The sequence below is a fragment of the Xanthomonas sp. AC360 genome (assembly GCF_979258225.1).
Window position 1 is genome coordinate 1,336,339 of sequence record NZ_OZ409846.1, and the last position, 24,659, is coordinate 1,360,997.

The window sequence follows — 24,659 nt, forward strand, 5'->3', positions numbered from 1 at the left end:
TCGCCGTCGCTTTGTTACGTCGGCGGCGTCGCGCTGTGATTGCGGAGATGACGTAGCCCCAAACGGCCACCAACAAGATCACCGCGCAACGCGTCTGTCGATGCAGCTTATCGGCCCAGCCGCTCAGTGTGCCCACGCACCATGGCAACGCACAGCCGCCCAAAGAAAAACCCCGCCGAAGCGGGGTTTTTCATCACACAACGCGGTTTGCGACGATCAGAACTTGTAGTTGATCGAGGCAGCCAGGATGTTGCCCTGCACATCGTAGCTACCCGCCAGGCGGTCGCCGGTGGCGCTGCGGGTGTCGCTGGTCGGGTCGCTGACAAACAGGTGGGTGTAACCGAAGTTGTATTCGGCCTGCTGCGACGGACGCCAGCTCAGACCCAGCGAGACCCACTTGCGGCTGGCATCGGGCACGCGCACGTCACGGTGCTCGGCGGTGGTCGGGGTCTGGTCGTAGGCCAGGCCGCCACGCAGGGTCAGCGTTTCGCTCATGCGGTAGTCGGCACCGATCGAGGCGAAGGTGGTGTCGCGGTAGGAGAAGTCCAGCACGCTGTTGGGCTGATTGGACGCGAAGTCCACGGTCACCTGGTCGAACTTGCTCCAAGCGGTGCGGGTGACGTCGGCCATGATCGACCACTGCTCGTTCACGTTGTGCGTGAAGCTGGCGGTGGCGCTGGCGGGCAGCGTGACGGTGGCACGGCCCTTGGTGTCGATGAAGGTGCCCGGTGCGGCGACGCCCAACACGGCAGCGGCATTACCCGGCGTGGTGAAGTCGGCATCACCGTCGGTGATCTTGTGCTCCACTTCCGAGCGGTAGCTGAAGCCGATGTGGGTGTTCTCATCGATGCTGAACAAGCCACCGAGGGTGAAGCCCACTTCGGTGCTGTTGCCCTTGATGCGCGAGTAGCCGTCGGCGCTGCCCGGCGCAAAGCCCGGCACGCGACGCGCAGCAAGGATGCTGCCGAAATCCACCGCGTTGCCCAGATCGATATCCAGACGCTCGGCGAACACCGAGGCGCCGAAGGACACGTACGGATTCACGTCGTAGGAGAACGCGACGTTGAAGTCGATCGCCTGCAGCTCGGTCTTGGTGCCGTGGTAGCGGCCCACCCAGTCACGGTCGTATTCGGTCTTGAAGCCGAACGGCACGGTGAGCGAGGTGCCCAGGTGCATGTTGTTGTTCTCGCCGAACGGCACGTGGAAATACATCGCCGGTACCGGCGCGATGGTGCCAGCGTCGCCGCCGTTGCCGCCGGACACCGGGGCGCCGTTGGCGTAGTTGCCGCTCTCGGGCTTGAACTTGGCCGAGAAGTGGATGGCGCTGACGTCGGCCTGGAACAGGCGACCGTCCAGCTGGCGCATGCCGGCCGGGTTGTTGACGATGATCGAGGCGTCGTCCGGGGCGCTGCCCGAACCTGCGAATGCGCGGCCGAGGCCCTTGGCGCTGTTTTCCTTCAGCTGGAATGCGGCGCCGTGCGCCTGGCCAACGGCCAGAACGCCAGCGATACCAACAGCCAGCAGGGTGGCGCGGCTCAGAGTGGAAGCGGTAGACATGAGTTGTAGCTCTCCGGATAAAGACTGCAATGGTCGGTTCAGCGCCCGCGCCCAGCACCAATCCAGTGCCTGGAGCGCGCCGGAGACCCCCCCCCGACATACGACGCCGTACGCAGTATACCCACCACGATTAACCGAACAATAACGACTTGCGTCCTGAACACGCGGTTGGGTTGGGGCTGGGTTCAGGCCCGTGGACCGGCTATTGTGCGTCTCCGATGTTCGTTTCCCTCCCCTCCCGCAAGAAACCCAACCCGCGCTGGGCGGTGCCGCTGTTGTTCGCCACGGTGTGGCTGGCCTATCTGTGGTCGATCAGCCGGCCGGGCGAAGCGCGCAATACGCTGTGGCTGGACTGGGGCGCGCTGTCCAGTGGCGTCTCCAATCTGGGCGACTGGTGGGCGACCTTGCGCGATGGCAGCGTGCTGCGGCTATTCACGGCGTTGTTCCTGCACGCCGATTGGTCGCATCTGCTCGGCAACCTGGTGTTCCTGCTGATCTTCGGGCTGCCGGCCGAACGCATCCTGGGGCCGTGGCGCTTGCTGCTGCTGTTTCTGGTGGGCGGCGCGGCCTCCAACCTGGCGGCGATCTTTGCGATCGGCACACCGGACCGGGTGATCATCGGCGCCTCCGGCGCGGTGTCGGCGTTGATCGGCACCTACCTGGCCTTGTTTCCCGGCGCCAAGCTGGGCGTGGTGCTGCCGCTGGGCTTGTTTCTGGAATTCATCCGCGTGCCGGCACCGTTGCTGATCGGTGCCTGGGCACTGCTGCAGGTGGTGTTCGCCTACATCGGCCCGGCGTTCGGCATGGTGGCGTGGTCGGCGCACATCGCCGGCTTCCTGTTCGGCATCGTCTACGGGCTGTATGTGCGTGCGGCCATCGCGCGACGGTTGCGCAAGCGCCACGGGTTTTAGCGCGGCAAGCGACGCATCGGGGACGCGGGCGTGTGGCGGCGCGTGTGCGTGTGGCGGGCCAACGCGCGTACGCTGCGTCCATCGCGATGGCGCGCCTATAATCGGTGCATGTCCAAGCCCTTGTACAAAGTCACCTTTCTCAATCACGGCAAGGTGTACGAGCTCTACGCGCACGAAGTGACCGGCAGCCATCTGTGGGGCTTCAACCAGATCGGCGAGCTGGTGTTCGACGTGCACGACGGCCTGGTGGTGGATCCCACCGAAGAACGCCTGCGCGAAGAGTTCGGCAATACCAAGACCTTGCACCTGCCGATGCAGAGCATCGTGCGTATCGAAGAAGTGGAAAAGAAAGGCCAGTCGGTGATCCGCGATGCCACCACCGGCGACAAGGTGGTGGCCTTTCCGGTGCCGACCAAGCCACGCTGATGCGCATTCTGGTGCCCGACGATTACCAGGGCGCAGTGCGTCAGCTGCCCTGTCTGCAGCGGCTGCAGGGCCACGATGTGCAGGTGCTCGGTGCATTGGCCACCGATCCCAACGAATGGGCCGAGCGCCTGGTCGAAGCCGATGCGCTGGTGCTGATCCGCGAGCGCACCCGCGTGGATGCGACGCTGTTGCGCCGGTTGCCGCGGCTCAAGCTGATCAGCCAGACCGGGCGCGTGGGCACGCATGTGGATGTGGCCGCGTGCACCGAGTTCGGGGTGGCGGTGGCTGAGGGCGTCGGCTCGCCGGTGGCGCCGGCCGAGCTGACCTGGGCGCTGATCCTGTCGGCCAGCCGCCGCCTGACCGAGTATCAGCGCGCGTTGCACCAGGGCCGCTGGCAGGCGGTGGGCGACCCCGGTCTGGGCCGGTCGCTGCATGGGCGCACGCTAGGCATATGGAGTTATGGGCGCATCGGTCAACGCGTGGCCGGGTTCGGGCGCGCGTTCGGCATGCAGGTGCTGGTCTGGGGCGGCGAAGCATCGTGCGCGCAGGCGGCGCGCGATGGGTACGCGATTGCGGCCAGTCGCCAGGAGCTGTTCGAGCGCAGCGATGTGCTGTCGTTGCATCGCCGGCTCACTGCGCAGACGCGCCATCAGGTGACCGCGCAGGATCTGGGCCACATGCGCACCGATGCCTTGCTGGTCAACACCAGCCGCGCCGAATTACTCGCACCCGGCGCATTGCTGGCCGCACTGGATGCTGGTCGGCCGGGGCAGGCGGCGGTGGATGTGTTCGAGCGCGAGCCGGTGCAGGACCCGCGCGACCCGCTCCTGCAGCACCCGCGCCTGCTGGCCACACCGCACCTGGGGTATGTGGAACGCGACAGCTACGCGCTGTACTTCGAAGCGGCCTTCGACAATGTGCTGGCCTTTGCTGCGGGCACCCCGTGCAATCTGGTCAATCCGGAAGTGCTGGCGATGACGCGCTAGCGCGTTTTGCGTGGTGAGTCGGACCACGCATGCGCGAAGACCTATGCACGCGAATGGCGCAGCGACGCGTACGCAAACACATGGACAGTTTTGCAAAGGCGCTGGATTGCGTAGGACGAAGCGCGGCTAACAACACGTAGCGAGCAGTGGTCAGGTGGGCATGGACGGCGTGGAGGAACCGGACTGAACGCGTGGTACATGCCGCACCGAGCACCGAGCACCGAGCACCGGCCGCATGGCGGCTGCACAGTCCCTTCGTTAGCTGCACTGAAACCGGCGCCCGACACGGCGCTGCATGCCGCTGGCAATCCATGCAACTAGTCGATCGCTCACAGAGCGATGATCGTCCGATCAACGCATGTCTGAGCGAGCGGGTGATTCAATGACGCACTTACGCGGCCTTCGTTTACCCGCGAAGATCTGGGTGTGGTGCGCAGCGAAGTTTCCTGCGCTATAGCGATTACCGTATCGAACAACGTCCGGCGCCGTGCGAGCGATCGGTGCTGTCACTGACTGAGACAATGACGTTTGTCGTAGACATAGCGACGCGAGCGCGCACAGCGCGTGCTTTGCACTGGAGTCACTGCACTGGAGTCACTGAGGGATGCGGCTTCAAATTCGCTGATCGCAGCACGCAGCACGCAGCACGCATCGCGCGTCATGCAATGCATGGACAAGCTTGATCGGACACGCCGCGCGCACCAGTGTGCGTGCGCGCAGCGTGTGAGGAGCGCGGCGCCGGCATCATCCAGCCGACCCGCGCTCGCACCCTGCTCGCTGCGCTTACTTGGCCGGTTCGACCGGTGCCGGCTTATCCGTAGGCGCGGCCGGTTCGGCAGGTGTCTGCTTGTCGGCAGGTGCTGCGGGCTTGGCTGGGTCAGCAGGGGTGGCTGGCTTGGTTTTTTCCGTTGGCGCTGCCGGCTTGGCTGGGTCAGTTGGCTTGGCCTTGTCGGTGCTCGCCGGATGCGCTGCTGCCGGCTTCGGCTCGGAGGCTGCCTTGGTGGCCGCCCTTGCCTTCTGTGCGGACTGGGCTTTTGCCTTGAGCGCGGCTTGCGCCTTGGCGGCCGAGCCGGGCTGCTTGAGCTCGGCCAGCGCTGCGGTGATCGGGCCATCGCCAGGCAATACATCGCCGGCGCTATAGCCCTCTTCGCCCTCGGCATCGCCGCGCAGATGGCCAGGCAAGGTGGCTTCGCTGAAATCGGCCAGGCTGGCCGGCACGTCGGCATCGCCGGGCTGCGGTTCGGGAGTGAGCATCACTTCCGGCACGATGCCGCTGGCCTGGATCGACTTGCCGCTGGGGGTGTAATAGCGCGCGGTGGTGAGCTTGACCGAGTCGCCGTTATCCAGCGGCAGCACGGTCTGCACCGAGCCCTTGCCGAAGGTGCGGCTACCGATGATGCGCGCGCGCTGGTTGTCGCGCAGCGCACCGGCCAGCACTTCGGAGGCGCTCGCCGAGCCGGCGTCCACCAGTACCACCACCGGTGCGCCGCCGAGCAGGTCGCCCGGAGTGGCATCGAACTTGGCGTCGCTGATCGAGATACGCCCGCGGGTGCTGACGATGTTGCCCTTGTCGAGCAGATCGTCGGCCACCTGCACCGCCGAGGTCAGCAGACCGCCCGGGTTGCTGCGCAGATCCAGCACCAGCCCGCGCAGTTTTCCGCCGGCCTGCAGCTGCTTGAGGTTCTTCTGGAAATCGGCGCCGGTGTCGGCCTGGAAGGTGCTGATGCGGATGTAGCCGTAGCCCGGCTCCAGCAGCTTGCTGCGCACGCTGGCCACGCGAATGGTCTGCCGCTGCAGGGTCACATCGAACGGCTTGGGCGTCTTGTCGCGCACGATGGTCAGGGTGACCTTGCTGCCGGATTCGCCACGCAGCGGTTCCATCGCCTTGCTGGCGTCGATCGGCTTGCCGTCGATGGCCACAATCACATCGCCTGCGCGAATGCCGGCACGCGCCGCCGGGGTGTCGTCGATCGGCGCGATCACCTTGAGCGTGTTGTCCTGTTGCTGCAACAGCTCCACGCCAATGCCGTCATAGGCACCGGTGGCCTGTTCGTCGAATGCTTCGGCATCTTCCTTGTCGAAATAGGTGCTGTGCGGGTCCAGGTCAGAGAGCAGGCCGCGCACCGCGGCGTGCATCAGCTTCTTGTCTTCGACCGGGTCGACGTAGGCCTGCTTGACCGCGTTGTACACCGCCACGAAGCGACGGATTTCGTCCAGCGGTACCTTGGAGACGGCGGCTTCATTGGCTTCCGGATCGTCCGCAGCGGCCTGGGCGGCGGCGGGACGGGCGGTCTGCGCCCAACCAGGCGACGCGAACAAGGCCAGCGACAGGGCAACGGACAGGACGGCTACGCGCATGAAGCACTCCGACAAAGAGATAAGACGCCCCGCACGACGGAGCTGACCGGATTATGCGCGAAGCAGCGGTAAATCCGCGTTGAATTACGCGCGTGTTGCGTGGGCAGTTCGGTGGCGGCCAGCTGGCTGGCGACCGAAGCACGGATGTGTGACGCATTGGGGCGGCCGGGCATCTGCAACTCGAGTGCGGCGAGCGTGCAGCGCACGGGTGTCTGCTCGCATCCGGCCGCCAACCGCCAACCGCAGTGCCATGCGCTGCTTCGATGTGCAGCCGGACAGTGCCGCGATGAAAGCATTGCCGGGGTGGCCGGCAAAGCCGCAGCGGCGAAACGCGCTGCAGCGCTGCGATGTCGCCGCCACGTGCTGGTGAGCAGCGTCTGGCCGCTGCGGTGACCGCGGCGCGTTGCGAGGACGCACAGACGCTGATCACCGACCGCGGCAGCGACCGGCAGCACGGCTGCGAGCTCCGCGATGCGCCGCGTCGGCACCCGCTCACCGCACGTAGCGACTAGCGCCGTTGCAACCAGCTCGATGGGTCGACCGGCTGCCCATTGCGCCGCAATTCGAAGTACAGCGCCGGCACGCCCTGCCCGCCCGAACTGCCGACCTTGGCCACCGCTTCGCCGCGTTTGATCGCCGCACCGGCATCGCGCAGCAAGGTGTCGTTGTGCGCGTACAGGCTCATGTAGCCGTTGCCGTGGTCCACGATCAGGATCATGCCGTAGCCGGTCATCCAGTCGGAAAACACCACCGTGCCGTCGGCCACCGCGGTGACCGTGCTGCCCTTGGGCGCGCCGATCAGCACGCCCTTGCTGGTGTGACCGTCGGGCAGTGTGGCGTTGAAGCGTGCCAGCAGATTGCCCGCCACCGGCCAGCTGAGCCCACCGACCTTGGGCGCCGGTGCGCTGGCGATGACCTTGGGCGGTGTCTTGCCCGGACGCTCCGGGCGATCGGTCTTGCTGCGCTTGGCCTGTGCGGCGGCTTCGGCGGCCGCGCGCTTTGCAGCCGCGCGGCGTTCGGCTTCGGCCTTGGCCGCGGCCGCGCGCAGATTGGCGAGCAGTTGCTCCAGCGACTTGGCATCCTGGCCCAGCGCCTTTTCGCGCTCGGCACGTTGTTTATAGCGATCATCCAGCTGCGCCACGGTGGCCGCCTGCTGCGAGCGGTCCTTCTGCAAGGTGGCGGCCTGCGCCTTTTGTTGCGCGCGCGCCGCATCCAGCGCCTGGCGCCGGGTGGCGATGTCCTGTTCCACCTTGGTCAGCGCATCCAGCTGCGTGGTCAGCGCGTGGATCCGCTGCGCGCGTGCGTTCTGCACGTAGCGGTGATCGGCGAGCATGCGGTTGGCATCGCCCACCGTGTCCTGCGACAGCAACACCTTCAACGGCGCGTTGCGGCCTACCTGATCGGCGGCGCGCAACAATGCGGCCAGCTGCACGCGCTGGTTTTGCAGGCCGCGCTGCAATTGCGCGCGGTCCTGTTGCAGCGTGGACAGATGCTGTTCCTGTGCGCGCATCGCCGCTTCGGTTTCGCTCAGGGCGCGCGAGGTCTTGGCGACCTTTTCGTCGGCCTGGCGCAGTTGCTGCGCCGCGGTGCCGCGCTTGCCTTCCAGCTCGCGCCGGTCGGCGCTGATGGTCTTGAGCTCATCGCGCAGCTGCTGCAGTTTGCGCTCGGTCTCGCGCTGGTTCTGCGCGCCCGCGCCGGTGCTGCCGAGCAGCATGCAGACCAACGCGGTCGTGGCCAGCCAGCTGCGCCCAACGCCGGTGGCGGAGACGAGCGGCAGACGCGGCAGCGGTGCAGGCGAAGGGGGCAACGAAAGGTCCAGTGACTTCAGGCAGGTGCGCGATTGTAGCCAAGCATGGTGTGATCGCCGCCACGCCCACGACAGACGCCACCGCGCGAGGTTCAGCATGAAGCTCCAGTATCTCCTCCTGGCATTGTCCCTGGCCTGCTCAACCGCCTGGGCCGAAGAAGGCATCAGTAAGGTCAACGGCCGCATCAGCGCCGAGGCCGGCAAGACCTACGGCGGCCTGGAAACGGTCAACGGCTCCATCGAGATCGGCGCCGGTGCGCAGACCCAGGATGTGGAAACGGTCAACGGCGGTATCACGATCGGCGATGGGGCCCGCACCGGCAGCGTGTCCACGGTCAACGGCGCGATTTCCCTGGGCCGCAAGGTCACCGTCTCCGGGGGCCTGGAAACGGTCAATGGCAGCGTGTTGGTCGAGCGCGGCAGCCAGGTCAGCGGTGGCGTGGAAACCGTCAACGGCAGTATCGGCCTGGTCGAAACCGAGCTCGGCAAGGACATCGAGACGGTCAACGGCGACATCACCGTTGGCGTGGGCTCGCATGTGCATGGCGGTATCGAGGTGACCAAGCCGAACTTCAGCTTTTCCTTCAAGCCCTCGCGCAAACCGCGCGTGGTGATCGGCCCCAAGGCGGTGGTCGATGGGCCGCTCAACTTCGAGCGCGATGTGGATCTGTACGTGCATCGCACCGCCAAGATCGGCGCGGTCACCGGTGCCACCGCACGCAGCTTCGATTCGGATGTGGCGCCCAAGGACTGACGCGCTCACCACGCGCACGTTCTAAGATCGGGACTCCGTTGCACGAGGAGTTCCGATGCCCCGCAAGATCCTGTTGTGTCTGGCCGCGACCCTGGCCCTGGCCGGTTGCAAACGCGAATCGACCGACGCGCCGTCCGCACCGGCGGCGCAAACGCCGGCCGATGCCACGCCCAGCGCACCGGTCAGCCGGCACGCGTTCTCGCCGGAGCTGACCACCGGTGACTTTGCCGAGCTGGTCAAGACGCTGGCCTCGGACGACTTCGAAGGACGCGGCCCGGGCACGCCCGGCGAAGAAAAGACCGTGACCTATATCCGCGACCAGATGCAGCGCATCGGCTTGCAGCCGGGGAATGGGGACAGCTGGTTCCAGGAGGTGCCGATGGTGGAAACCACCGCCGACGCGGCCACCGCCCCCAGCCTGCGCAGCGGCGAGCAGACCCGCACCCTCGCCTTCGGCACCGACATCGTAGTGGGCACGCGCACCGGTCAACCCGAGATCAAGCTGGACAACAGCGAGCTGGTCTTCGTCGGCTACGGCGTGGATGCGCCCGAGCAGCAATGGAACGATTACGCCGGCCAGGATTGGAAGGGCAAGACGGTGGTGATGTTCGTCAACGACCCTGGCTTCCATACCGGCGATGCCAAGTTGTTCGACGGCAAGCGCATGACCTATTACGGGCGCTGGACTTATAAATTCGAAGAGGCCGCGCGCAAGGGCGCAGCGGCGGCGTTGATCGTGCACGACACGCCCGGCGCCAGTTACGGCTGGGACGTGGTCAAGAACTCCTGGTCCGGCCCGCAATACGATCTACCGGCCAAGGACGACCCGGACCCGCGCCTGCCGGTGCAGGGCTGGATCAGCGCCGACACCGCAAAGCAACTGTTCGCCAATGCCGGGCTGGACCTGGCGCAGGCCTACAAGGACGCCAGCAAGCGCGGCTTCAAGCCGGTGCCGCTAAAGGCCAATTGGTCGGTAGATCTGAAGAGCAGCATCGCCGAAAAGACTTCGCGCAACGTGGTCGGTGTGCTGCCCGGCAGCAGCCATGCCGATGAGGCGGTGCTGTACATGGCGCACTGGGATCACCTGGGCAAGCATCCGGGCGAAACCGGCGACAACATCTACAACGGTGCAGTGGACAACGCCACCGGCGTGGCCGGCATTCTGGAAATCGCCGACGCCTTTGCGCATCAGGACCCCAAGCCGGCGCGCTCGGTGGTGTTCGTGGCGGTGACGCTGGAAGAATCCGGCTTGCTCGGGTCCAAGTATTACGTGGCCAACCCGAGCTTCCCGCTGGACAAGATCGCTGCGGTGATCAACCTGGACGCGATGTCGGTGGCCGGGCGCGCACGCGATGTCACCGTGGTGGGCATGGGTAGCTCGGAACTGGAAGACATCCTCAAACCGATCGCTGCGATGCAGGGTCGCACGCTGCACGCCGAGGCCACGCCGGAAAGCGGCTCGTACTTCCGCTCGGACCACTTCAACTTCGCCAAGGCCGGCGTGCCGGCGCTGTATGCCGATGGCGGCGAAGACCTGCGCGACGGCGGCACCGCGGCCGGACGTGCGGCCGCCCAGGATTACGGCCGCAATCGCTATCACGCGCCCGGCGATGAGTACGACGCGGCGACCTGGAAGCTCGACGGCACTATCGAAGACCTGCAAGCGATGTATGGCGTCGGCAAGGACGTGGCCGCGGGCGACCGCTGGCCCAACTGGTACCCCGGCAATCCGTTCAAGGCCGCGCGCGACCGCATTCTGGCCGGCAAGCCGGGCGCTGGCGCCGCGGCAGCGCAGCCGGTCGCAGGCAACGCCGATCCGAAGAATGCCAAACCAAGCAACGCCAAGGAGGCGGATGCAAAGAACGCCGCACCTGCGCGGTGAGGCGTGCAAGGAGCTCGCTGTTCGTGCGGTGAGGGATGCTGCCTGCGCTGTTGTGCCGGCGCTGGCAGCTGAAGCGAGTTACGTGCAAGACAAAGGGCCTCCGACTGGAGGCCCTTTGTTTTTAGTCGTGCTTCGTGGGTGGCGATAGAGCGTTGGCTAACAGATGCCGCGACGCCGCTAAATGTCGCATCAGATTCGATGCCGGCTGCAACGGCTGCTCACTGTGCACTTCAACCAGCGCACTGCCCTGCCCGCCCGACGTACACGCGTTCAAGCACACTCAATCGTTGTCGACGCTGACCACATGCCCATCGTCGGGATCCACGTGCAACTCGACCTTCTGCCCGTTGTGCTTTGCGTCGGCCTTCCACAGGCCATCCTTGAACTTGAGATCGTGCACGTCTGCGTAGCCGCCAGTGGACAGCGCCGCGCGGACGTCGGCTTCGCTCAGTCGCGATGCGGTCTGGTCGCCATAGACGCGCCCCGTGACCGGATCGATGTGCACATCCACATCCTTGCCATCGCCGCTGCGGGCATCGGCGGTCCACACGCCGTGCTCGAATTTGACGTCGTGCACCTTGGTGTAGCCCTTGGCGGTCAACATGCTGGTCACCTCGTTGGAGGTGAGCGCCTTGGCCGGCTTGGCGGCGTCCTGCGCAAAGGCGCCCTGCGAAACAAGCGTCAGCGCGCCGATCAATGCGGTGGTCATCATGCGATGTGCCATGAGAGGCTCCTGCTGTGAAGTGCCGCCATGCTCGCCGCCCTTGGATCGTGGCTGGGTGAAAACCTGGAAAATTCAGTTAGAAAAGTTCAGTTAACTGAAAGTCGTGGTCGCTCTTCATCGCTTCTGCACGTTGGATTTACATTTTGATTCCAGTGCGCCGGCATTGCATTGCAGACGTGGACCACGATGTTCAAGTCATCCAATAAAAAAAGCCGCCTTGCGGCGGCTTGTCGTGTCGTGTGTTCAGCGCGTGGTGCGCGCTGCAGGTGCAGGTGCAGCTAGACGTGCAGCGGCGGTGCCGGGTGCACGGGTTGCGCTTGCGGCCTGCGGCGAGAGGATCGTCATCTGCGGTTTGTCGGTGCCGTCCTTGTTCGGATGCACGTTGTAGGCGTAGGAGAGATTCCACCACGAACCTGCCGCCCACCACGTCCAACCCAGCCACACGTCCGCATTGCTTTCCATGTAGCCGAGCATGCCTTGCAGCGCCTCATTGCAGACAGGGTTGTTGGCAGTACCGAATTCGGCCAAAAAGCCACGTTTGCGATTGGTGCGCAGCCATTCGGTGAAATTGCGCAAACGCTCGGCGCCGATGGTGGAGCTGACGCAGACGCTGCTGGTGCCGCTGGAATCGGCGTCCAGATATTGATGCACTTCGAATGCGTACCGGTTGAGCGGGTCATTGATGGCCGCCAGCGCAGTGGCGTTGGAGTAGCCGTCGCTGGTGGGCGAATACCAGCTGTGCGCACCCGTCCACAAGGCGCCGGGCACCAGGATCAGATTGTTGGCACCGGTCCTGCGAATCGCATCGATGGCCGCTTGCGCAGTGCCGGCCCATTCGCTGGACGAGATATTGTTGGGCTCGTTCATCAGCCCGAAGATCACCGCGTTGTCGCCATTGAATGCCACTGCAAGACGGCGCCATAGATCGGTAAAGGTGGCCACCGGCACTTCCGGTCCGCCGATCCTGTAACCGTAGTATTTGGCGTAATTGTGGATATCGATGACCAGATACATGCCCGACGCCTTGGCACGCGCCACCGCCTGTTGCACCAGGGCCAGCTGCACCGGATCCAGCTCGCCGCGCGCGCTGGGTTGCAGACGCTCCCACAAGATCGGCAAGCGGATCGTATTCATTCCGACGCCAGCGAAATAACTGTAATCGTTGGCCGAGGCGTACATATAGTCTTTATTGAGCACGCCGGGTTTTTTGGATGACGCAAATTCGGCACCGGATAAATTGACGCCGGCATGCGTCAGTGCGCGTGTCTGCGCGTACGCGCATGACGTCCCGACAAGCAACATGAAACACAGGGCGCACGCAGCAAGGTGGCGTAGTGGAAAAGATGGACGTGACATGAAGCAACTCCTGGGCGGGTAAGATGCGTCGCCGCCCCAATGGCGTGCGATCGGCGCAAGGTGCGCTGCATCTGCGTGTTGCGATGCATCACGTGTGCCAAAGAGTGGTAAATCAATGAATACGCCAAGAAGTGCGAACCACTGCGCACTTAATATGGAAGAGCACGTTTATGCGTGCATATCGGTTATCACTAAAGTGCCGTGATTCTCGCGATACGCATTGGTATGTGCCGAGATGCTGGCGGAATTTGGCAATGTGCCAGTTGCGTGGCGCCATCTCGGTGGCGCGGTCATTTCCGATATCCACCAAAGCGGTGCCGTCGCGAAAACGGCACCGCTGGCAAAGCACGCAGGGTTGAATCAGCGCGCGATGCGACGTGCGTGCGCACTCAGGATGGACAGCTGCGGTTTGTCGCGTCCATTGCGATCGGGCTGCAGCGTAAAGGGGTAATCGCCACGCCACCAGGCGCCGGCGGCCCAGGCGCTGGAACCCAGCCAGACATCGCGGTTTGCCTCCAGATACCGCAGCATGCCATCCAGCGCGCGCATGCAGGTCGGGTTGGTTGAGGCGCCAAATTCGCCCAAGAACCCACGCTTGCGCTGGGTACGCAACCAACCGGTAAAGCTGCGCAAGCGTTCGGCACCGATGGTAGCGCTCACACACCCGGCACTGGTGCCGCTGGAATCGGTATCCAGATATTGGTGCACCTCAATGGCGTACCGATTGAGCGGGTCGCGGAGAGAGGCCAAAGCAACGGCATTGGATTGCCCGGCGATGGTGGAATACCAACTGTGTGCTCCGGACCACAGTGCGCCGGGTACCAAGATGAGGTTGTTGGCGCCGGTAGCGCGGATGCCGTCGATCGCTGCCTGTGCGGCGGCGGCCCAATTCTGCGGCGCAATGTCGTAGGGCTCGTTCATCAGCCCGAAGATCACCGCGTTATCGTTCTTGAAGGCCACCGCCAACCGCTTCCACACATCGGTGAAGGTGCTGATCGGCACGCGCGGGGTGCCGATCTTCTGCCCGTAGTATTTGGCGTAGTTGTGGATATCCACGATCAACACCATGTTCGCTGCCTTGGCGTTGGCCACGGCCTGCCGGATCAGCGCAAGTTGTGCGGGGTCCAGTGGGCCTTGCGGCTTGGGCTGCAGACGCTCCCACAAGACGGGCAGGCGTACCACGTTCATGCCGGTGTTGGCGAAGTGCTGGTATTCGCCGGGAGTTGGATAGCGATAATCGACATTGACGACGCCGGGGCGTTTTGCCGAGGCGATTTCTGCGCCGGACAGATTGATACCTGCAAGACGCAGCGCACCGCTTTGTGCCTGCGCATGCGGAAGCGCCGCCAGCAACAGCGCGGCCAGCGCACAGCACAGCAGCTGGCGCGGCCAGGTGGGAGAGGGGGACATGGGGAACTCCTGAAGCATCTACGGGGGGAGATGCGTTGCATCGCAGTTGTTCGCATGCACAACGCATCGACCTCAGCCTATGCGCATCTGCCGCGCGCAACTACGGATGCGAGGTATCACTGCATCAAGCTGTGCGGTGCTTCGCAGTTGCAAGCTGTTTTTGTCTATGCACTGCGCGCGTTGCCAGAATGCCTTGAATCAGCGGCTCTGCTGCAACTTCGCAATGGTATTGGTCGCATCAATGCATCAATGCATCGGTGTTGAGGCGATGACAGCGACTGCGCCAATGCTGGCGTGCACGGACACGCATGACGCAACGCGCGGACGCAGACGTGCCTGCATGCGCCGAGCACCGCAATCGCGTAGCACGGAGTAGGGCGATTGTGCCTTGCGCGCCTAGCGCGCGATCCACTGCCATGATCGTGGTCGATGGCGGTGCCTCCATCTTCGAGACAACGCTCCCGGCGACAACGACAGCTGCATCCACCGAAACCGGACCTGCAGCAGCGGTGTGGCGAGGTCCATATCGCGCCAACGTTCGTCCACCGCATGGCTGTCATCAATCAGCCGCAATCCCGAGTCCCGCCCGATATCAAGCGCTAACCGTGGCCACTGCAACGCGACGCAAAAAAAAACGGGCGACCTAATAGCGTCGCCCGCGTCTTATCGATTTAGATCGCTGCCGTCAGTGCTTGCCCGCACGGCGTGCGTACTTGCTCAGAATCCTGATCTGCGGCTTGTCGCTGCCGTCCTTGCCTGGTTGCACGGTGAAAAAGTAATCCGGCTTCCACCATGCACCGGCGGCCCACCAGGTCCAGCCCAGCCACACGTCGCTGTTCTTTTCCATGTAGGTCAGCATGCCTTCCAGCGCCTTGTCGCAGACCGGATTGTTGGCGGTGCCGAATTCGCCCAGAAAGCCCTTCTGCTTGTTCTCGCGCAGCCAGTCGGTAAAGCCGCGCAGCTTTTCTTCGCCCACGCTGTCGCTGGTGCATTGCGGTTTGGTGCCGCTGTAGTCGTTGTCCAGATACTGGTGCGCTTCGAAGGCCAGATTGTTGCCGGGGTCCTTGAGGATGGCCAGCGCCTTGGCATTGGAGACGCCGTAGCTGCTGCTGCGCCAGCTGTGCGCGCCGGTATACGCGGTGCCCGGCACCAGGATCAGGTTGCGAGCGCCGGTCTTGCGGATCGTGTTGATCGCGCCTTGCGCAGCGGTGGCCCAGTCGGTTGCGGAGATGCCGTTGGGCTCATTCATCAGCCCGAAGATCACCGCCTTGTCGTCCTTGAACTCCAGCGCCAGCCGGCGCCACAGATCGGCCAGTGCGGCAGGGGGCACCTCATCGGTGCCGATGCGCTTGCCGTTGTATTTGGCGTAGTTGTGCAGATCCAGGATCAGGAACTGCTTGTTCGCCTTGGCCGCTTCGAGCGATTTCTTGATCAGCCCCAACTGTGCCGCATCCAGCTCACCGTTGAGTTCGGGTTGCAGACGCTCCCACAGAAACGGCAGGCGGATCGTATTCATGCCCTTGCCGGCGAAATAGCTGAAATCCGAGGCCGCCGGGTAGGTGTAGTCCTTGAACAAGGTGCCGGGCTTCTTGCGTGAGTTGAACTCGGCGCCGGACAGATTGACGCCGACATACTTCAGACCAGCGGACTCCTTCTTCGGACCATTGGGCTCTTTGGCGTGCGCCAGCGGCATTGCTGCGAGCAAGGTCAGTGCGAGCGCGGCGCTACGCAGACTGGGGAATTTTTTGGGAGCGCGGAACATGGAAGCCTCCTTCGGCATCGACGTGGGTGGCCGCGGGGGAGGGCACGGCCAGCTGGGATGGTGCAGGGCGATCGGGTACCTGATGAGCCTAGAAGCTCAGGCGTTAGCGCCCCATTCACGCCGTGCAACATGGATTTGATCGGGATAGAACACCTGCGCGGCGCATGATGCTGCTCCTGTAGCGTCCGCAACACGACACACAAGACGCACTGTCGCAGGAGCGCGACGGGTCCCTGTCTTAAGCTACCGCTTCCATTTTCTTCTGTTGTTCGCATATGCGAATGACATCACGCCCGGAGCCTCCCATGAGCCAAGCCCACGCCTTTGCCGCCCAAGCCGCCGACCAGCCGCTTGCCCCGTTCGCGTTCGAACGCCGCGCGCCTGGCCCTGACGATGTGCAGATCGACATCGCCTATTGCGGCGTGTGTCACTCGGACCTGCATACCGCACGCAACGAATGGCACAACACGCGGTATCCGTCGGTACCGGGCCACGAGATCGTCGGCCGTGTGACCGCCGTCGGTAGCGCCGTCACCGGCTTCAAGGTCGGCGACCTGGCCGGCGTTGGTTGCATGGTCGACAGCTGCCGCAGCTGCGCCTCCTGCCAGGAAGGCGAGGAGCAGTACTGCGAAGCCGGCTTCACCGGCACCTATAACGGCCCGATGTTCGGCGGCGGCGAGAACACCTATGGCGGTTACTCCGACCATATCGTGGTCGACCAGAAATACGTGCTGCGCATCTCGCACACCGACAACCTGGCTGCCGTGGCGCCGCTGCTGTGCGCCGGCATCACCACCTATTCGCCGCTGGCGCACTGGAAGGTGGGCCCGGGGCAGAAGGTTGGCGTGGTCGGCCTGGGTGGCCTGGGCCACATGGGCGTGAAGATCGCCAAGGCGATGGGCGCCACCGTGGTGCTGTTCACCACCTCAGAGAACAAGCGCGCCGATGCGATGCGCCTGGGCGCCAGCGAAGTGGTGATCTCCAAGGACGAAGCGCAGATGGCGGCGCAGTACAACACCCTGGATTTCATCCTCAACACCGTGGCCGCTCCGCATAACCTGGATCCGTTCATCAATGCACTCAAGCGTGACGGCGCCATGGTGCTGGTGGGCGTGCCCGAGGAATCGCACCCGTCGCCGGCCGTGTTCAACCTGGTGATGAAGCGCCGCACCCTGGCCGGCTCGCTGATCGGCGGCATCCGCCAGACCCAGGAAATGCTGGACTTCTGCGCCAAGCACAAAATCGTTTCGGACATCGAAACCATCCGCGCCGACCAGATCAACGAGGCCTACGAGCGCATGCTCAAGAGCGACGTGAAGTACCGCTTCGTGATCGACATGGCTACGCTGGATAAGGCGGCCTGATTCGCGATTACGTTAGTTTGCCACCGTCTACGTCCTCGCTGGACGTAGACGGTGGCCGGACGTAAACAGTCGTGGACACGTGGCTTCGGTCGAAATGCCACTAACCTTTCTGCTAGCTAAGCAGAAAGATTACACATACGTTATATCGGTTGGACGAGACTTATTTAACTTTGAAATCAGAAAATATAGGAAGTAGGCCGTCAACTGCAGCCTCTATCCGTTGTTGTCTTACTTCAATCTGATTTAGAAGCTCAGTGACGTCCGTAGTAACACCAATCTCGTTTTTTAGTGCGGCCATTAACCTTGCTTGTGCCGGCGCCATGTACTGAACTTGAGTTTTGACTACATCCAAGAACTGCACATGCAAAGCATTGTGACTTTCCCACGCTTGGTCGCGCTCTTGCCTGTGTGTACTGTATTGAAAGTGAAAGTGGTCGAATGATCGCTGAAGTGCAGCCATGCGACTGGTGTCAGGATGACCGGATTCGTTTTGCGCCATCATCTCTGCGTTAATGCGCTGCAGCTCTTGCATATTCTGGTTGTAAAACTGATCCGCGATCCCAATTTTGGATTTGAGTTCGTGCATAGGCTTTGCGGCCGCCATTAAGTGAAACAGTGACTCGGTGAATGACGCGCTTAGATCATCTGCCTGTTTCATTACTTCGGAACCGCCCACTAGTTGCACCCTGGCAAGCTGTGAAATAACAGCTTGGATTGGCGCCGCGAACTCCGGCGAGGTAAGGTCCTTAGCTGATAGCGCACCAAGGTGCCCTTGCAAAGCGGTGATGTCGCTGTAGAGCTGCAGATAAACTTCCTTACGTAGGCTGCCGAGGCGGTCCTTAAGTTTCTCGGCCGCGTCGTGCTGTAGCTGCATACGTAGACGGCGGGAAGTACTCCAATTTGAAAGCAAAACTCCTGCGAGTGAAATCGCAGCAGCGATGATTCCAGACCAGACAACCGTTGGAATACTTAGGCCTTCAAACGCCATATGTAGGTACCATCAGCAGAACCCCATAAGCCTCACGCCGCAGCCGGCTCCTTGACCTGCGCTTTGACGCCCAGTAGCTGCACGATGCTTGCCGCCGCATCGCGGCCTTCGGCGACGGCCGTCACGACCAGGTCGGCGCCGCGGACGCAATCGCCGCCGGCGAACAGACGCGGGTTGGTGGTCTGGTAGGGCAGGCGCTCTCCGTTGTTGGTATCGGCCGGGGCGACGATGCGGCCGTTGCTGCCGGCTTCCACGCCTTGCGAGGCGAGCCAGTCGGGCAGGGTCGGGGAGAAGCCGAAGGCGATGATGACCACGTCCGCTTCCAGCAGCGATTCGCTGTCTTCCACCGGCACCGCGTTGCGGCGCCCGTTGGCATCGGGTTCGCCGAGTCTGGTTTCCACGACGGTGACGCCGATGGCTTCGTCGTCGGCGCCGGATTCGATCGACAGCGGCTGGCGGTTGAACAGGAAGCGCACGCCTTCTTCGCGCGCGTTGGCCACTTCGCGTGCCGAGCCGGGCATGCTGGCTTCGTCGCGGCGGTAGGCGCAGGTGACCTTGGCCGCGCCCAGGCGGATGGCGCTACGCACGCAGTCCATGCCGGTGTCGCCGCCGCCCAGCACCACCACGCGCTTGCCGTTGAGGTCGGGCAGGGCCATCTGGTCTTCCCAGCCGGCGATCGGGCGGCCGTGCGGGTCGTTGCCGCTGACGATGCGACTGTTCTGCACCAGGAACGGCAGCGCCGGCAGCACATTCTTCAGGTCCTGCCCGGGCAGGCCGCCATCGGTGTAGCGGTAGGCGCCGGTGCCCAGGAACACGGCATCGTATTCGCCCAGCAACTGCTCGATGCTGACGTCCTTGCCGATCTCCACGCCCAGGCGGAATTGCACGCCCATGCCTTCGAGGATCTCGCGACGCTTGCCGATCACCGACTTGTCCAGCTTGAAGCTGGGAATGCCGAACTGCAGCAGCCCGCCGATCTGCTCGTAGCGGTCGTAGACCACCGCTTCGATACCGGCGCGCGCCAACCTGTCCGCACACGACAGCCCGGCCGGGCCGGCGCCGATCACCGCCACACGCCAGCCAGTGGGCTGCACGTTGCCCAGGTCCGGGCGCCAGCCCATCTTGAAGGCGGTGTCGACGATGTACTTTTCGACCGCGCCGATGGTGACCGCACCGAACTCTTCCAGCGTGCAGCTGCCTTCGCACAGACGGTCTTGCGGACACACGCGCCCGCACACTTCCGGCAGCGGGTTGGTGGAATGGCACAGCGCGGCGGCTTCTTCGATGCGGTTTTCCTGCACCAGCTGCAGCCATTGCGGGATGGCATTGTGCACCGGGCACTTCCAGCTGCAGTACGGGTTGCCGCAGTCCAGGCAGCGGCCGGACTGGTACTGCGCGTCGGCCTTGTCGAACTTGCCGTACAACTCGCCCCAGTCGCCGGACGTGCGCAGTTCCACCGGGATGCGGGTGGGCATGGTCCGCGGCAGGTCGAGGAATTGGAAGGCTTGCTTGCGGCTCATAAGAAAATCCGTGGCTGATTCCCTTCTACCGTGTAAGGGAGAAGGTGCCCTAAGGGGCGGATAAGGGTCGGCGGGGCCTGTGCCCTCACCCCCGACCCCTCTCCCGCAGGCGGGAGAGGGGAGTACTGCGATGACTCTGACGATGCGTTGTCAGCATTGCGATTGCAGGCGTCCTTCTCCCGTGTACGGGAGAAGGTGCCCCGAAGGGGCGGATGAGGGTTGCGGGCCACTGCCCTCACCCCCAGCCCCTCTCCCGCGCGCGGGAGAGGCGAGCAAAAACTCAGGCGGCGCGCCGCAGCGACTCGGTCAGCGACTCGATGCTGGCGGCCTTGGGTTTGACCAGCCAGAACTTGCCGATGTAGTCGCGGAACTCGTCCAGGATCTGCTGCGCCCAGATGCTGCCAGTCAGCTCGCGGTGGCGGCTGATCAGGGTGTGCAGATGCTGGCGGTGGTTCTCGAAGCCCTCGGCGGAGACGCGGTGGATGTCGATCAGCTCGTGGTTGTAGCGGTCCACGAAGTCGCGTTCGATATCCAGCACGTAGGCCAGGCCACCGGTGAAGCCGGCGCCGAAGTTCAGGCCCACCTTGCCCAGCACCAGCACCACGCCGTCGGTCATGTATTCGCAGCAATGGTCGCCGGCGCCTTCCACCACCGCCAGCGCGCCGGAGTTGCGCACCGCAAAGCGCTCGCCGGCGCGGCCTGCGGCGAATAGCTCGCCGCCGGTGGCGCCGTACAGGCAGGTGTTGCCGACGATCGGGGTGCTGCGCGCCTCGAAGCGCGCGCCACGCGGCGGACGCACCACCAGCCGGCCGCCGGCCATGCCCTTGCCGACGTAATCGTTGGCTTCGCCTTCCAGCTCCAGTTGCAGGCCGCCGGCGTTGAACGCGCCGAAGCTCTGCCCGGCGGTGCCGCGGAAGCGCAGGTTCAACGGCGCATCGCTCATGCCGTGGTTGCCGTGCGCCCGCGCGATGGTGCCGGACAGGCGCGCACCGATCGAACGGTCGGTGTTGTGGATCAAGAAGCGATGGTCGCCGCCGGTCTTGTTGGCGATGGCATCGGCGAGCAGGCCGTCCATCTGCGTGGCCAGGCTGTCCGGCGATTCGTACAGGCGTTGGGCGGCGCAATGGCTGCCGTCGTAGCGCGCATGGGTGAGCAGGCGCGACAGATCGACCTTGACGCCTGCGCGCGGGGAGACCTCCAGTTGTTCCAGCAGATCGGTGCGGCCGACGATTTCATCCAGCGAACGCACGCCCAGGTACGACAACCACTGCCGCACTTCTTCGGCCAACAGGCGGAAGAAGTGCTCCACACGCTCCGGCAGACCGGTGAAGTAGTTCGCACGCAGGCGCTCGTCCTGAGTGGCCACGCCGGTGGCGCAGTTGTTGAGGTGACAGATGCGCAGGTATTTGCAGCCCAGCACGATCATCGGCGCGGTGCCGAAGCCGAAGCTGTCGGCGCCCAGCAGCGCCGCCTTGACCACGTCCAGGCCGGTCTTCAGGCCGCCGTCGGTCTGCAGGATGGTGCGCTCGCGCAGGTCGTTGGCCACCAGCGCCTGGTGCGACTCGGCCACGCCCAGTTCCCACGGCACGCCGGCATAGCGGATCGAGCTGACCGGGCTGGCGCCGGTGCCGCCGTCATGGCCGGACACAGTGATCAGATCGGCGCCGGCCTTGACCACGCCGGCAGCAATCGTGCCGACGCCGGCATGGGCGACGAGCTTCACCGACACCAGCGCGGTCGGGTTGACCTGCTTGAGGTCGTAGATCAGCTGGGCCAGGTCTTCGATCGAATAGATGTCGTGATGCGGCGGCGGGCTGATCAGGCCAATGCCGGGTTTGGCGTAGCGCAGGCGGGCGATCAGCTCGTTGACCTTGTGGCCGGGCAGCTGGCCGCCTTCGCCGGGCTTGGCGCCCTGGGCGACCTTGATCTGCAGTACTTCGGCGTTGACCAGGTATTCCGGGGTCACGCCAAAGCGGCCGGAGGCCACCTGCTTGATCTTGGAGCGCTTCTCGGTGCCATAGCGGGCCGGATCTTCGCCGCCTTCGCCGGAATTGCTGCGCCCGCCCAGGCGGTTCATCGCAATGGCCAGCGCTTCGTGCGCTTCGGGCGACAACGCGCCCAGGCTGATCGCGGCGGTGTCGAAGCGGCGCAGCACATCGGCCGCCGGGGCGACCTCGTCCAGCGGGGTGGGGGTGTCGGCACGCTTGAGCTGGACCAGATCGCGCAGCGTGGAGGCCGGGCGCGAGTGCACCGCGTCCACATATTTTTGCCAGTCGTCGGCATCGCCGGTACGGGTGGCGCGCTGCAGCGTCATGACCACGTCGGGGTTGTACATGTGGTACTCGCCGCCGTGCACGTACTTGAGCAGGCCGCCCACTTCGGGCTTGAGCTGGTCGTTCCAGGCGCGTGCGGTGAGCTCGCGCGCCTCGGTGTCCAGCCGCCCCAGATTGACGCCACCGATGCGCGCGGGGGTGTCGGCAAAGCACAGCTCCACCACGTCCGGGTCCAGCCCGACGATCTCGAACAACTGCGCACCACGGTAGCTGGCGATGGTGCAGATGCCCATCTTGGAGATGATCTTGGACAGGCCCTTGTAGATGCCCTTGCGATAGCGGCGGCCGATCTGCGACTGCTCGCCACCCTTGCTCAGCTGCAGGATGCCGCGCCGGCCCAGATCGAACAGGGTCTGGTAGGCCAGATACGGGTACACCGCAGTAGCACCGAAGCCGAGCAGGCAGGCCATGTGGTGCGCATCGCGCGCGGTGCCGGTTTCGATGATCAGGTTGACGTCGCAGCGCAGGCCCACCTTGCACAGGTGGTGATGCACCGCGCCGGTGGCCAGCAGCGCATGCGCCATCGGCCGGTCCGGCACCGGGTAGCGGTCGGACAGCAGCAGCATCACCGCGCCGTCGCGGGCGGCGGCTTCCACTTCCTGGCAGATGCGTTCCAGGCCGGCCTTCAGGCCTTCTTCGACGCTGTAGGACAGGTCGATCAGGCGATTGCGTGCGACGTACTGCTCCATCTTCAGCAGTTGGCGCAGCTTGCGCTGGCTGAGCACCGGGGAATTCAGGATGACGTGGTTCACCGTCTCCGCACCGGCATGGAAGATGTTGGTCTCCTTGCCGAGCTGGGTGGTGAGCGACATCGCGATGCCTTCGCGCAGCGGGTCGATCGGCGGGTTGGTGACCTGCGCGAACGCCTGGCGGAAGTAGTCGTACAGCGGCCGGGTCTGGCGGCTGAGCACCGCCATCGGGGTGTCGTCGCCCATCGAGCCGGTGGCTTCCTGCTCGGTCTCGGCCAGCGGGCGCAGGATCTGCTCCACTTCCTCGGTGCTGAGCTGGAACAGCTTGTGATAGCTGCGCAGGGTTTGCTCGCTGAAGGGTTCTTCCACCAGCGAGGGGTCGATCAGCTCGGTCTGCAGATAGGTCACGCCCTGCTGCAGCCACTGCTTGTACGGCGCACGCGCACGGTTGATGCGGTCGATGGCATCGGAATCGAGCAGGTCGCCGCGTTTGAGATCGATCGCCATCATCTCGCCCGGGCCCAGCTTGCCCTTGCGGGTGATGCGCTCGGCTGGCAGCTCCCACACGCCGGCCTCGGAGGCCACCAGGAAGTGGCGGTCGGAGGTCAGCATCCAGCGCGCGGGGCGCAGGCCGTTGCGGTCGAGCATGCAGGCGGCATAGCGGCTGTCGCAGGCCACGATGCCGGCCGGGCCGTCCCACGGCTCGGTGTTGAGGCCGTAGAACTCGTAGAACGCAGCCAGGTCGGCGTCCTTGAACTCCAGCGACTGGGTCGCCGGCGGCACCAGGATGCGCAACGCCTGCAGCAGGTCCATGCCACCGGCGATCAGCAGCTCCAGCATGTTGTCCAGGCTCTGCGAGTCCGAACCGTGCATGGAGATCACCGGATCGAACTCGGCGATATCGAAGCGCGGGGTCTGCCAGACCTTGCTGCGCGCCTGCGCCCAGCGGCGGTTGCCCTCGATGGTGTTGATCTCGCCGTTGTGGGCGAGCAGGCGGAACGGATGCGCCAGCGGCCAGCGCGGCAGCGTGTTGGTGGAAAAGCGCTGGTGAAACACGATCGCGCTGGACGACAGATCGCTGCGCTGCAGGTCCGGATAGAACGTGCTCAGCTTGTCCGGCAGCACCATGCCCTTGTAGCTGATGCCATTGGGCGAGAGCGTGGTGACGTAGAAGTTCTCCACCTCACGCAGTGCCTGCTCGGCGCGCCGGCGCGCCAGGAACAGCGCCAGGGTGAAGCCGTCTTCGGTCTGTTCGGCACCGGCATCGACAAACACCTGCTCGATGCGTGGCAGGGTGTCGCGCGCCAGCTGGCCGCACACGCTGTCGTCGGTGGGCACCACGCGCCAGCCGCGGAACTGCACGCCGGCAGTGTGCAGCTGCGCTTCCAGTTCGGCGCGACAGCGCGCTGCCTCGGCTTCGTCCAGTGGCAGGAACACCACACCGGCCGCGTAGCGCGTGCCCAGCGGGATGCCGGCATCGCGGGCCAGCCCACGCAGGAATGCATCGGGTTTGCGGATCAGCAGGCCGCAGCCATCGCCGGTGAGCCCGTCGGCCGCCACACCGCCGCGGTGGGTCATGCGCGAGAGCGCCGCAATCGCGGTGTCTACCAGCGAACGGGAAGGTTGGTCGTCCAGCTGGGCGACCATGCCAAAACCACAGGCGTCGCGTTCGTCGCGCGCGCTGTTGTAGAGACCGTAGTCGTTGAGCCCTTGGCGAGTGCGGGGGGCCATGTCTGCCTCTTTGCGATCTTGGGAGAGCGGCGACGACGTTGCACCGCTCGATCCGTGGAGCGTTTCGAAGAGGTCACCGGATGATCGACTAGACCACAGTT

At 64.6% G+C, this 24,659-nt stretch carries 18 protein-coding genes and 1 other RNA gene; 8 read left to right on the forward strand and 11 right to left on the reverse strand.

Annotation, left to right across the window (positions count from 1 at the left end):
- Positions 1-216 precede the first annotated feature (216 nt).
- Positions 217-1,557: an outer membrane protein transport protein gene (locus tag ACZZ0O_RS05700; protein WP_323539128.1), complete on the reverse strand. Its 1,341-nt coding sequence runs from the start codon at positions 1,555-1,557 to the stop codon at positions 217-219.
- Between the two features lie 218 nt (positions 1,558-1,775).
- On the opposite strand from ACZZ0O_RS05700, the gene ACZZ0O_RS05705 reads away from it, so the two are divergent.
- From ACZZ0O_RS05705 to ACZZ0O_RS05715, 3 genes are all read left to right on the forward strand, one after another.
- On the forward strand, positions 1,776-2,468 hold the full coding sequence (locus ACZZ0O_RS05705) for a rhomboid family intramembrane serine protease (protein ID WP_463590215.1): 693 nt from the start codon (positions 1,776-1,778) through the stop codon (positions 2,466-2,468).
- 108 nt (positions 2,469-2,576) lie between these two features.
- Complete coding sequence (locus ACZZ0O_RS05710; protein ID WP_055852962.1) at positions 2,577-2,894, forward strand: DUF1820 family protein; 318 nt, start codon at positions 2,577-2,579, stop codon at positions 2,892-2,894.
- Complete coding sequence (locus ACZZ0O_RS05715) at positions 2,894-3,880, forward strand: D-2-hydroxyacid dehydrogenase family protein (RefSeq protein ID WP_463590216.1); 987 nt, start codon at positions 2,894-2,896, stop codon at positions 3,878-3,880. Before ACZZ0O_RS05710 ends, ACZZ0O_RS05715 begins: the two co-directional genes overlap by 1 nt.
- A 124-nt stretch (positions 3,881-4,004) precedes the next feature.
- On the opposite strand, the gene ACZZ0O_RS05720 is transcribed toward ACZZ0O_RS05715, so the two are convergent.
- Positions 4,005-4,080: non-coding RNA, sX9 sRNA (locus ACZZ0O_RS05720), on the reverse strand.
- A gap of 583 nt (positions 4,081-4,663) precedes the next feature.
- Entirely contained in the window at positions 4,664-6,238 is a 1,575-nt protein-coding gene (locus tag ACZZ0O_RS05725; protein ID WP_463590217.1) for a S41 family peptidase, read from the reverse strand.
- Positions 6,239-6,585: 347 nt separating this feature from the next.
- On the opposite strand from ACZZ0O_RS05725, the gene ACZZ0O_RS05730 reads away from it, so the two are divergent.
- Positions 6,586-6,750, forward strand: coding sequence for a hypothetical protein (locus tag ACZZ0O_RS05730; protein ID WP_463590218.1), 165 nt, complete (start codon positions 6,586-6,588; stop codon positions 6,748-6,750).
- Here the strand turns inward: ACZZ0O_RS05730 and ACZZ0O_RS05735 are convergent.
- Positions 6,747-8,045 (reverse strand): murein hydrolase activator EnvC family protein, encoded by a 1,299-nt coding sequence (locus ACZZ0O_RS05735; RefSeq protein WP_463590219.1) that lies wholly within the window; start codon positions 8,043-8,045, stop codon positions 6,747-6,749. The two genes, ACZZ0O_RS05730 and ACZZ0O_RS05735, sit on opposite strands and share 4 nt — an antisense overlap.
- 97 nt (positions 8,046-8,142) lie before the next feature.
- Between ACZZ0O_RS05735 and ACZZ0O_RS05740 the strand changes: the two genes are divergently transcribed.
- Both ACZZ0O_RS05740 and ACZZ0O_RS05745 read left to right on the forward strand, forming a co-directional pair.
- Positions 8,143-8,799, forward strand: a complete 657-nt coding sequence (locus ACZZ0O_RS05740; protein ID WP_323520827.1) for a DUF4097 family beta strand repeat-containing protein — start codon at positions 8,143-8,145, stop codon at positions 8,797-8,799.
- A gap of 55 nt (positions 8,800-8,854) precedes the next feature.
- The gene (locus ACZZ0O_RS05745; RefSeq protein ID WP_463590220.1) at positions 8,855-10,681 is read left to right on the forward strand and encodes a M28 family metallopeptidase; all 1,827 of its coding nucleotides are present in this window, start codon (positions 8,855-8,857) and stop codon (positions 10,679-10,681) included.
- A gap of 280 nt (positions 10,682-10,961) precedes the next feature.
- On the opposite strand, the gene ACZZ0O_RS05750 is transcribed toward ACZZ0O_RS05745, so the two are convergent.
- The 3 genes from ACZZ0O_RS05750 to ACZZ0O_RS05760 form a co-directional block, all read right to left on the reverse strand.
- Positions 10,962-11,405 carry a PepSY domain-containing protein gene (locus ACZZ0O_RS05750; RefSeq protein WP_323539134.1) on the reverse strand — a complete coding sequence of 148 codons (444 nt, stop codon included), beginning with the start codon at positions 11,403-11,405 and terminating at the stop codon, positions 10,962-10,964.
- Between the two features lie 243 nt (positions 11,406-11,648).
- Entirely contained in the window at positions 11,649-12,761 is a 1,113-nt protein-coding gene (locus ACZZ0O_RS05755; protein WP_463590221.1) for a glycoside hydrolase family 5 protein, read from the reverse strand.
- Between the two features lie 360 nt (positions 12,762-13,121).
- Positions 13,122-14,171 carry a glycoside hydrolase family 5 protein gene (locus tag ACZZ0O_RS05760; protein WP_463590222.1) on the reverse strand — a complete coding sequence of 350 codons (1,050 nt, stop codon included), beginning with the start codon at positions 14,169-14,171 and terminating at the stop codon, positions 13,122-13,124.
- Positions 14,172-14,225: 54 nt separating this feature from the next.
- On the opposite strand from ACZZ0O_RS05760, the gene ACZZ0O_RS05765 reads away from it, so the two are divergent.
- A complete protein-coding gene (locus ACZZ0O_RS05765; RefSeq protein ID WP_463590223.1) occupies positions 14,226-14,435 on the forward strand; it encodes a hypothetical protein in 210 nt (69 codons plus the stop codon).
- Between the two features lie 421 nt (positions 14,436-14,856).
- Here ACZZ0O_RS05765 and ACZZ0O_RS05770 read toward each other — a convergent pair whose 3' ends face one another.
- A complete protein-coding gene (locus tag ACZZ0O_RS05770; RefSeq protein ID WP_323519665.1) occupies positions 14,857-15,933 on the reverse strand; it encodes a glycoside hydrolase family 5 protein in 1,077 nt (358 codons plus the stop codon).
- Between the two features lie 305 nt (positions 15,934-16,238).
- Here ACZZ0O_RS05770 and ACZZ0O_RS05775 point away from each other — a divergent pair, with 305 nt between their 5' ends.
- Positions 16,239-17,297, forward strand: a complete 1,059-nt coding sequence (locus ACZZ0O_RS05775; protein WP_463590224.1) for an NAD(P)-dependent alcohol dehydrogenase — start codon at positions 16,239-16,241, stop codon at positions 17,295-17,297.
- 160 nt (positions 17,298-17,457) lie between these two features.
- On the opposite strand, the gene ACZZ0O_RS05780 is transcribed toward ACZZ0O_RS05775, so the two are convergent.
- From ACZZ0O_RS05780 to gltB, 3 genes are all read right to left on the reverse strand, one after another.
- Entirely contained in the window at positions 17,458-18,285 is an 828-nt protein-coding gene (locus ACZZ0O_RS05780; RefSeq protein WP_463590225.1) for a hypothetical protein, read from the reverse strand.
- A gap of 32 nt (positions 18,286-18,317) precedes the next feature.
- Positions 18,318-19,805, reverse strand: a complete 1,488-nt coding sequence (locus tag ACZZ0O_RS05785; protein ID WP_055852630.1) for an FAD-dependent oxidoreductase — start codon at positions 19,803-19,805, stop codon at positions 18,318-18,320.
- Between the two features lie 280 nt (positions 19,806-20,085).
- Positions 20,086-24,558 carry a glutamate synthase large subunit gene (gltB, locus tag ACZZ0O_RS05790; protein WP_463590226.1) on the reverse strand — a complete coding sequence of 1,491 codons (4,473 nt, stop codon included), beginning with the start codon at positions 24,556-24,558 and terminating at the stop codon, positions 20,086-20,088.
- Positions 24,559-24,659 lie beyond the last annotated feature (101 nt).

Excerpts from the sequence above, each read along its gene's own strand:
- ACZZ0O_RS05700 (WP_323539128.1), bottom strand. The coding sequence starts at position 1,557 with ATGTCTACCGCTTCCACTCTGAGCCGCGCCACCCTGCTGGCTGTTGGT.
- ACZZ0O_RS05705 (WP_463590215.1), top strand. The coding sequence starts at position 1,776 with ATGTTCGTTTCCCTCCCCTCCCGCAAGAAACCCAACCCGCGCTGGGCG.
- ACZZ0O_RS05710 (WP_055852962.1), top strand. The coding sequence starts at position 2,577 with ATGTCCAAGCCCTTGTACAAAGTCACCTTTCTCAATCACGGCAAGGTG.
- ACZZ0O_RS05715 (WP_463590216.1), top strand. The coding sequence starts at position 2,894 with ATGCGCATTCTGGTGCCCGACGATTACCAGGGCGCAGTGCGTCAGCTG.
- ACZZ0O_RS05725 (WP_463590217.1), bottom strand. The coding sequence starts at position 6,238 with ATGCGCGTAGCCGTCCTGTCCGTTGCCCTGTCGCTGGCCTTGTTCGCG.
- ACZZ0O_RS05730 (WP_463590218.1), top strand. The coding sequence starts at position 6,586 with ATGTCGCCGCCACGTGCTGGTGAGCAGCGTCTGGCCGCTGCGGTGACC.
- ACZZ0O_RS05740 (WP_323520827.1), top strand. The coding sequence starts at position 8,143 with ATGAAGCTCCAGTATCTCCTCCTGGCATTGTCCCTGGCCTGCTCAACC.
- ACZZ0O_RS05745 (WP_463590220.1), top strand. The coding sequence starts at position 8,855 with ATGCCCCGCAAGATCCTGTTGTGTCTGGCCGCGACCCTGGCCCTGGCC.
- ACZZ0O_RS05750 (WP_323539134.1), bottom strand. The coding sequence starts at position 11,405 with ATGGCACATCGCATGATGACCACCGCATTGATCGGCGCGCTGACGCTT.
- ACZZ0O_RS05755 (WP_463590221.1), bottom strand. The coding sequence starts at position 12,761 with ATGTCACGTCCATCTTTTCCACTACGCCACCTTGCTGCGTGCGCCCTG.
- ACZZ0O_RS05760 (WP_463590222.1), bottom strand. The coding sequence starts at position 14,171 with ATGTCCCCCTCTCCCACCTGGCCGCGCCAGCTGCTGTGCTGTGCGCTG.
- ACZZ0O_RS05765 (WP_463590223.1), top strand. The coding sequence starts at position 14,226 with ATGCACAACGCATCGACCTCAGCCTATGCGCATCTGCCGCGCGCAACT.
- ACZZ0O_RS05770 (WP_323519665.1), bottom strand. The coding sequence starts at position 15,933 with ATGTTCCGCGCTCCCAAAAAATTCCCCAGTCTGCGTAGCGCCGCGCTC.
- ACZZ0O_RS05775 (WP_463590224.1), top strand. The coding sequence starts at position 16,239 with ATGAGCCAAGCCCACGCCTTTGCCGCCCAAGCCGCCGACCAGCCGCTT.
- ACZZ0O_RS05780 (WP_463590225.1), bottom strand. The coding sequence starts at position 18,285 with ATGGCGTTTGAAGGCCTAAGTATTCCAACGGTTGTCTGGTCTGGAATC.
- ACZZ0O_RS05785 (WP_055852630.1), bottom strand. The coding sequence starts at position 19,805 with ATGAGCCGCAAGCAAGCCTTCCAATTCCTCGACCTGCCGCGGACCATG.
- gltB (WP_463590226.1), bottom strand. The coding sequence starts at position 24,558 with ATGGCCCCCCGCACTCGCCAAGGGCTCAACGACTACGGTCTCTACAAC.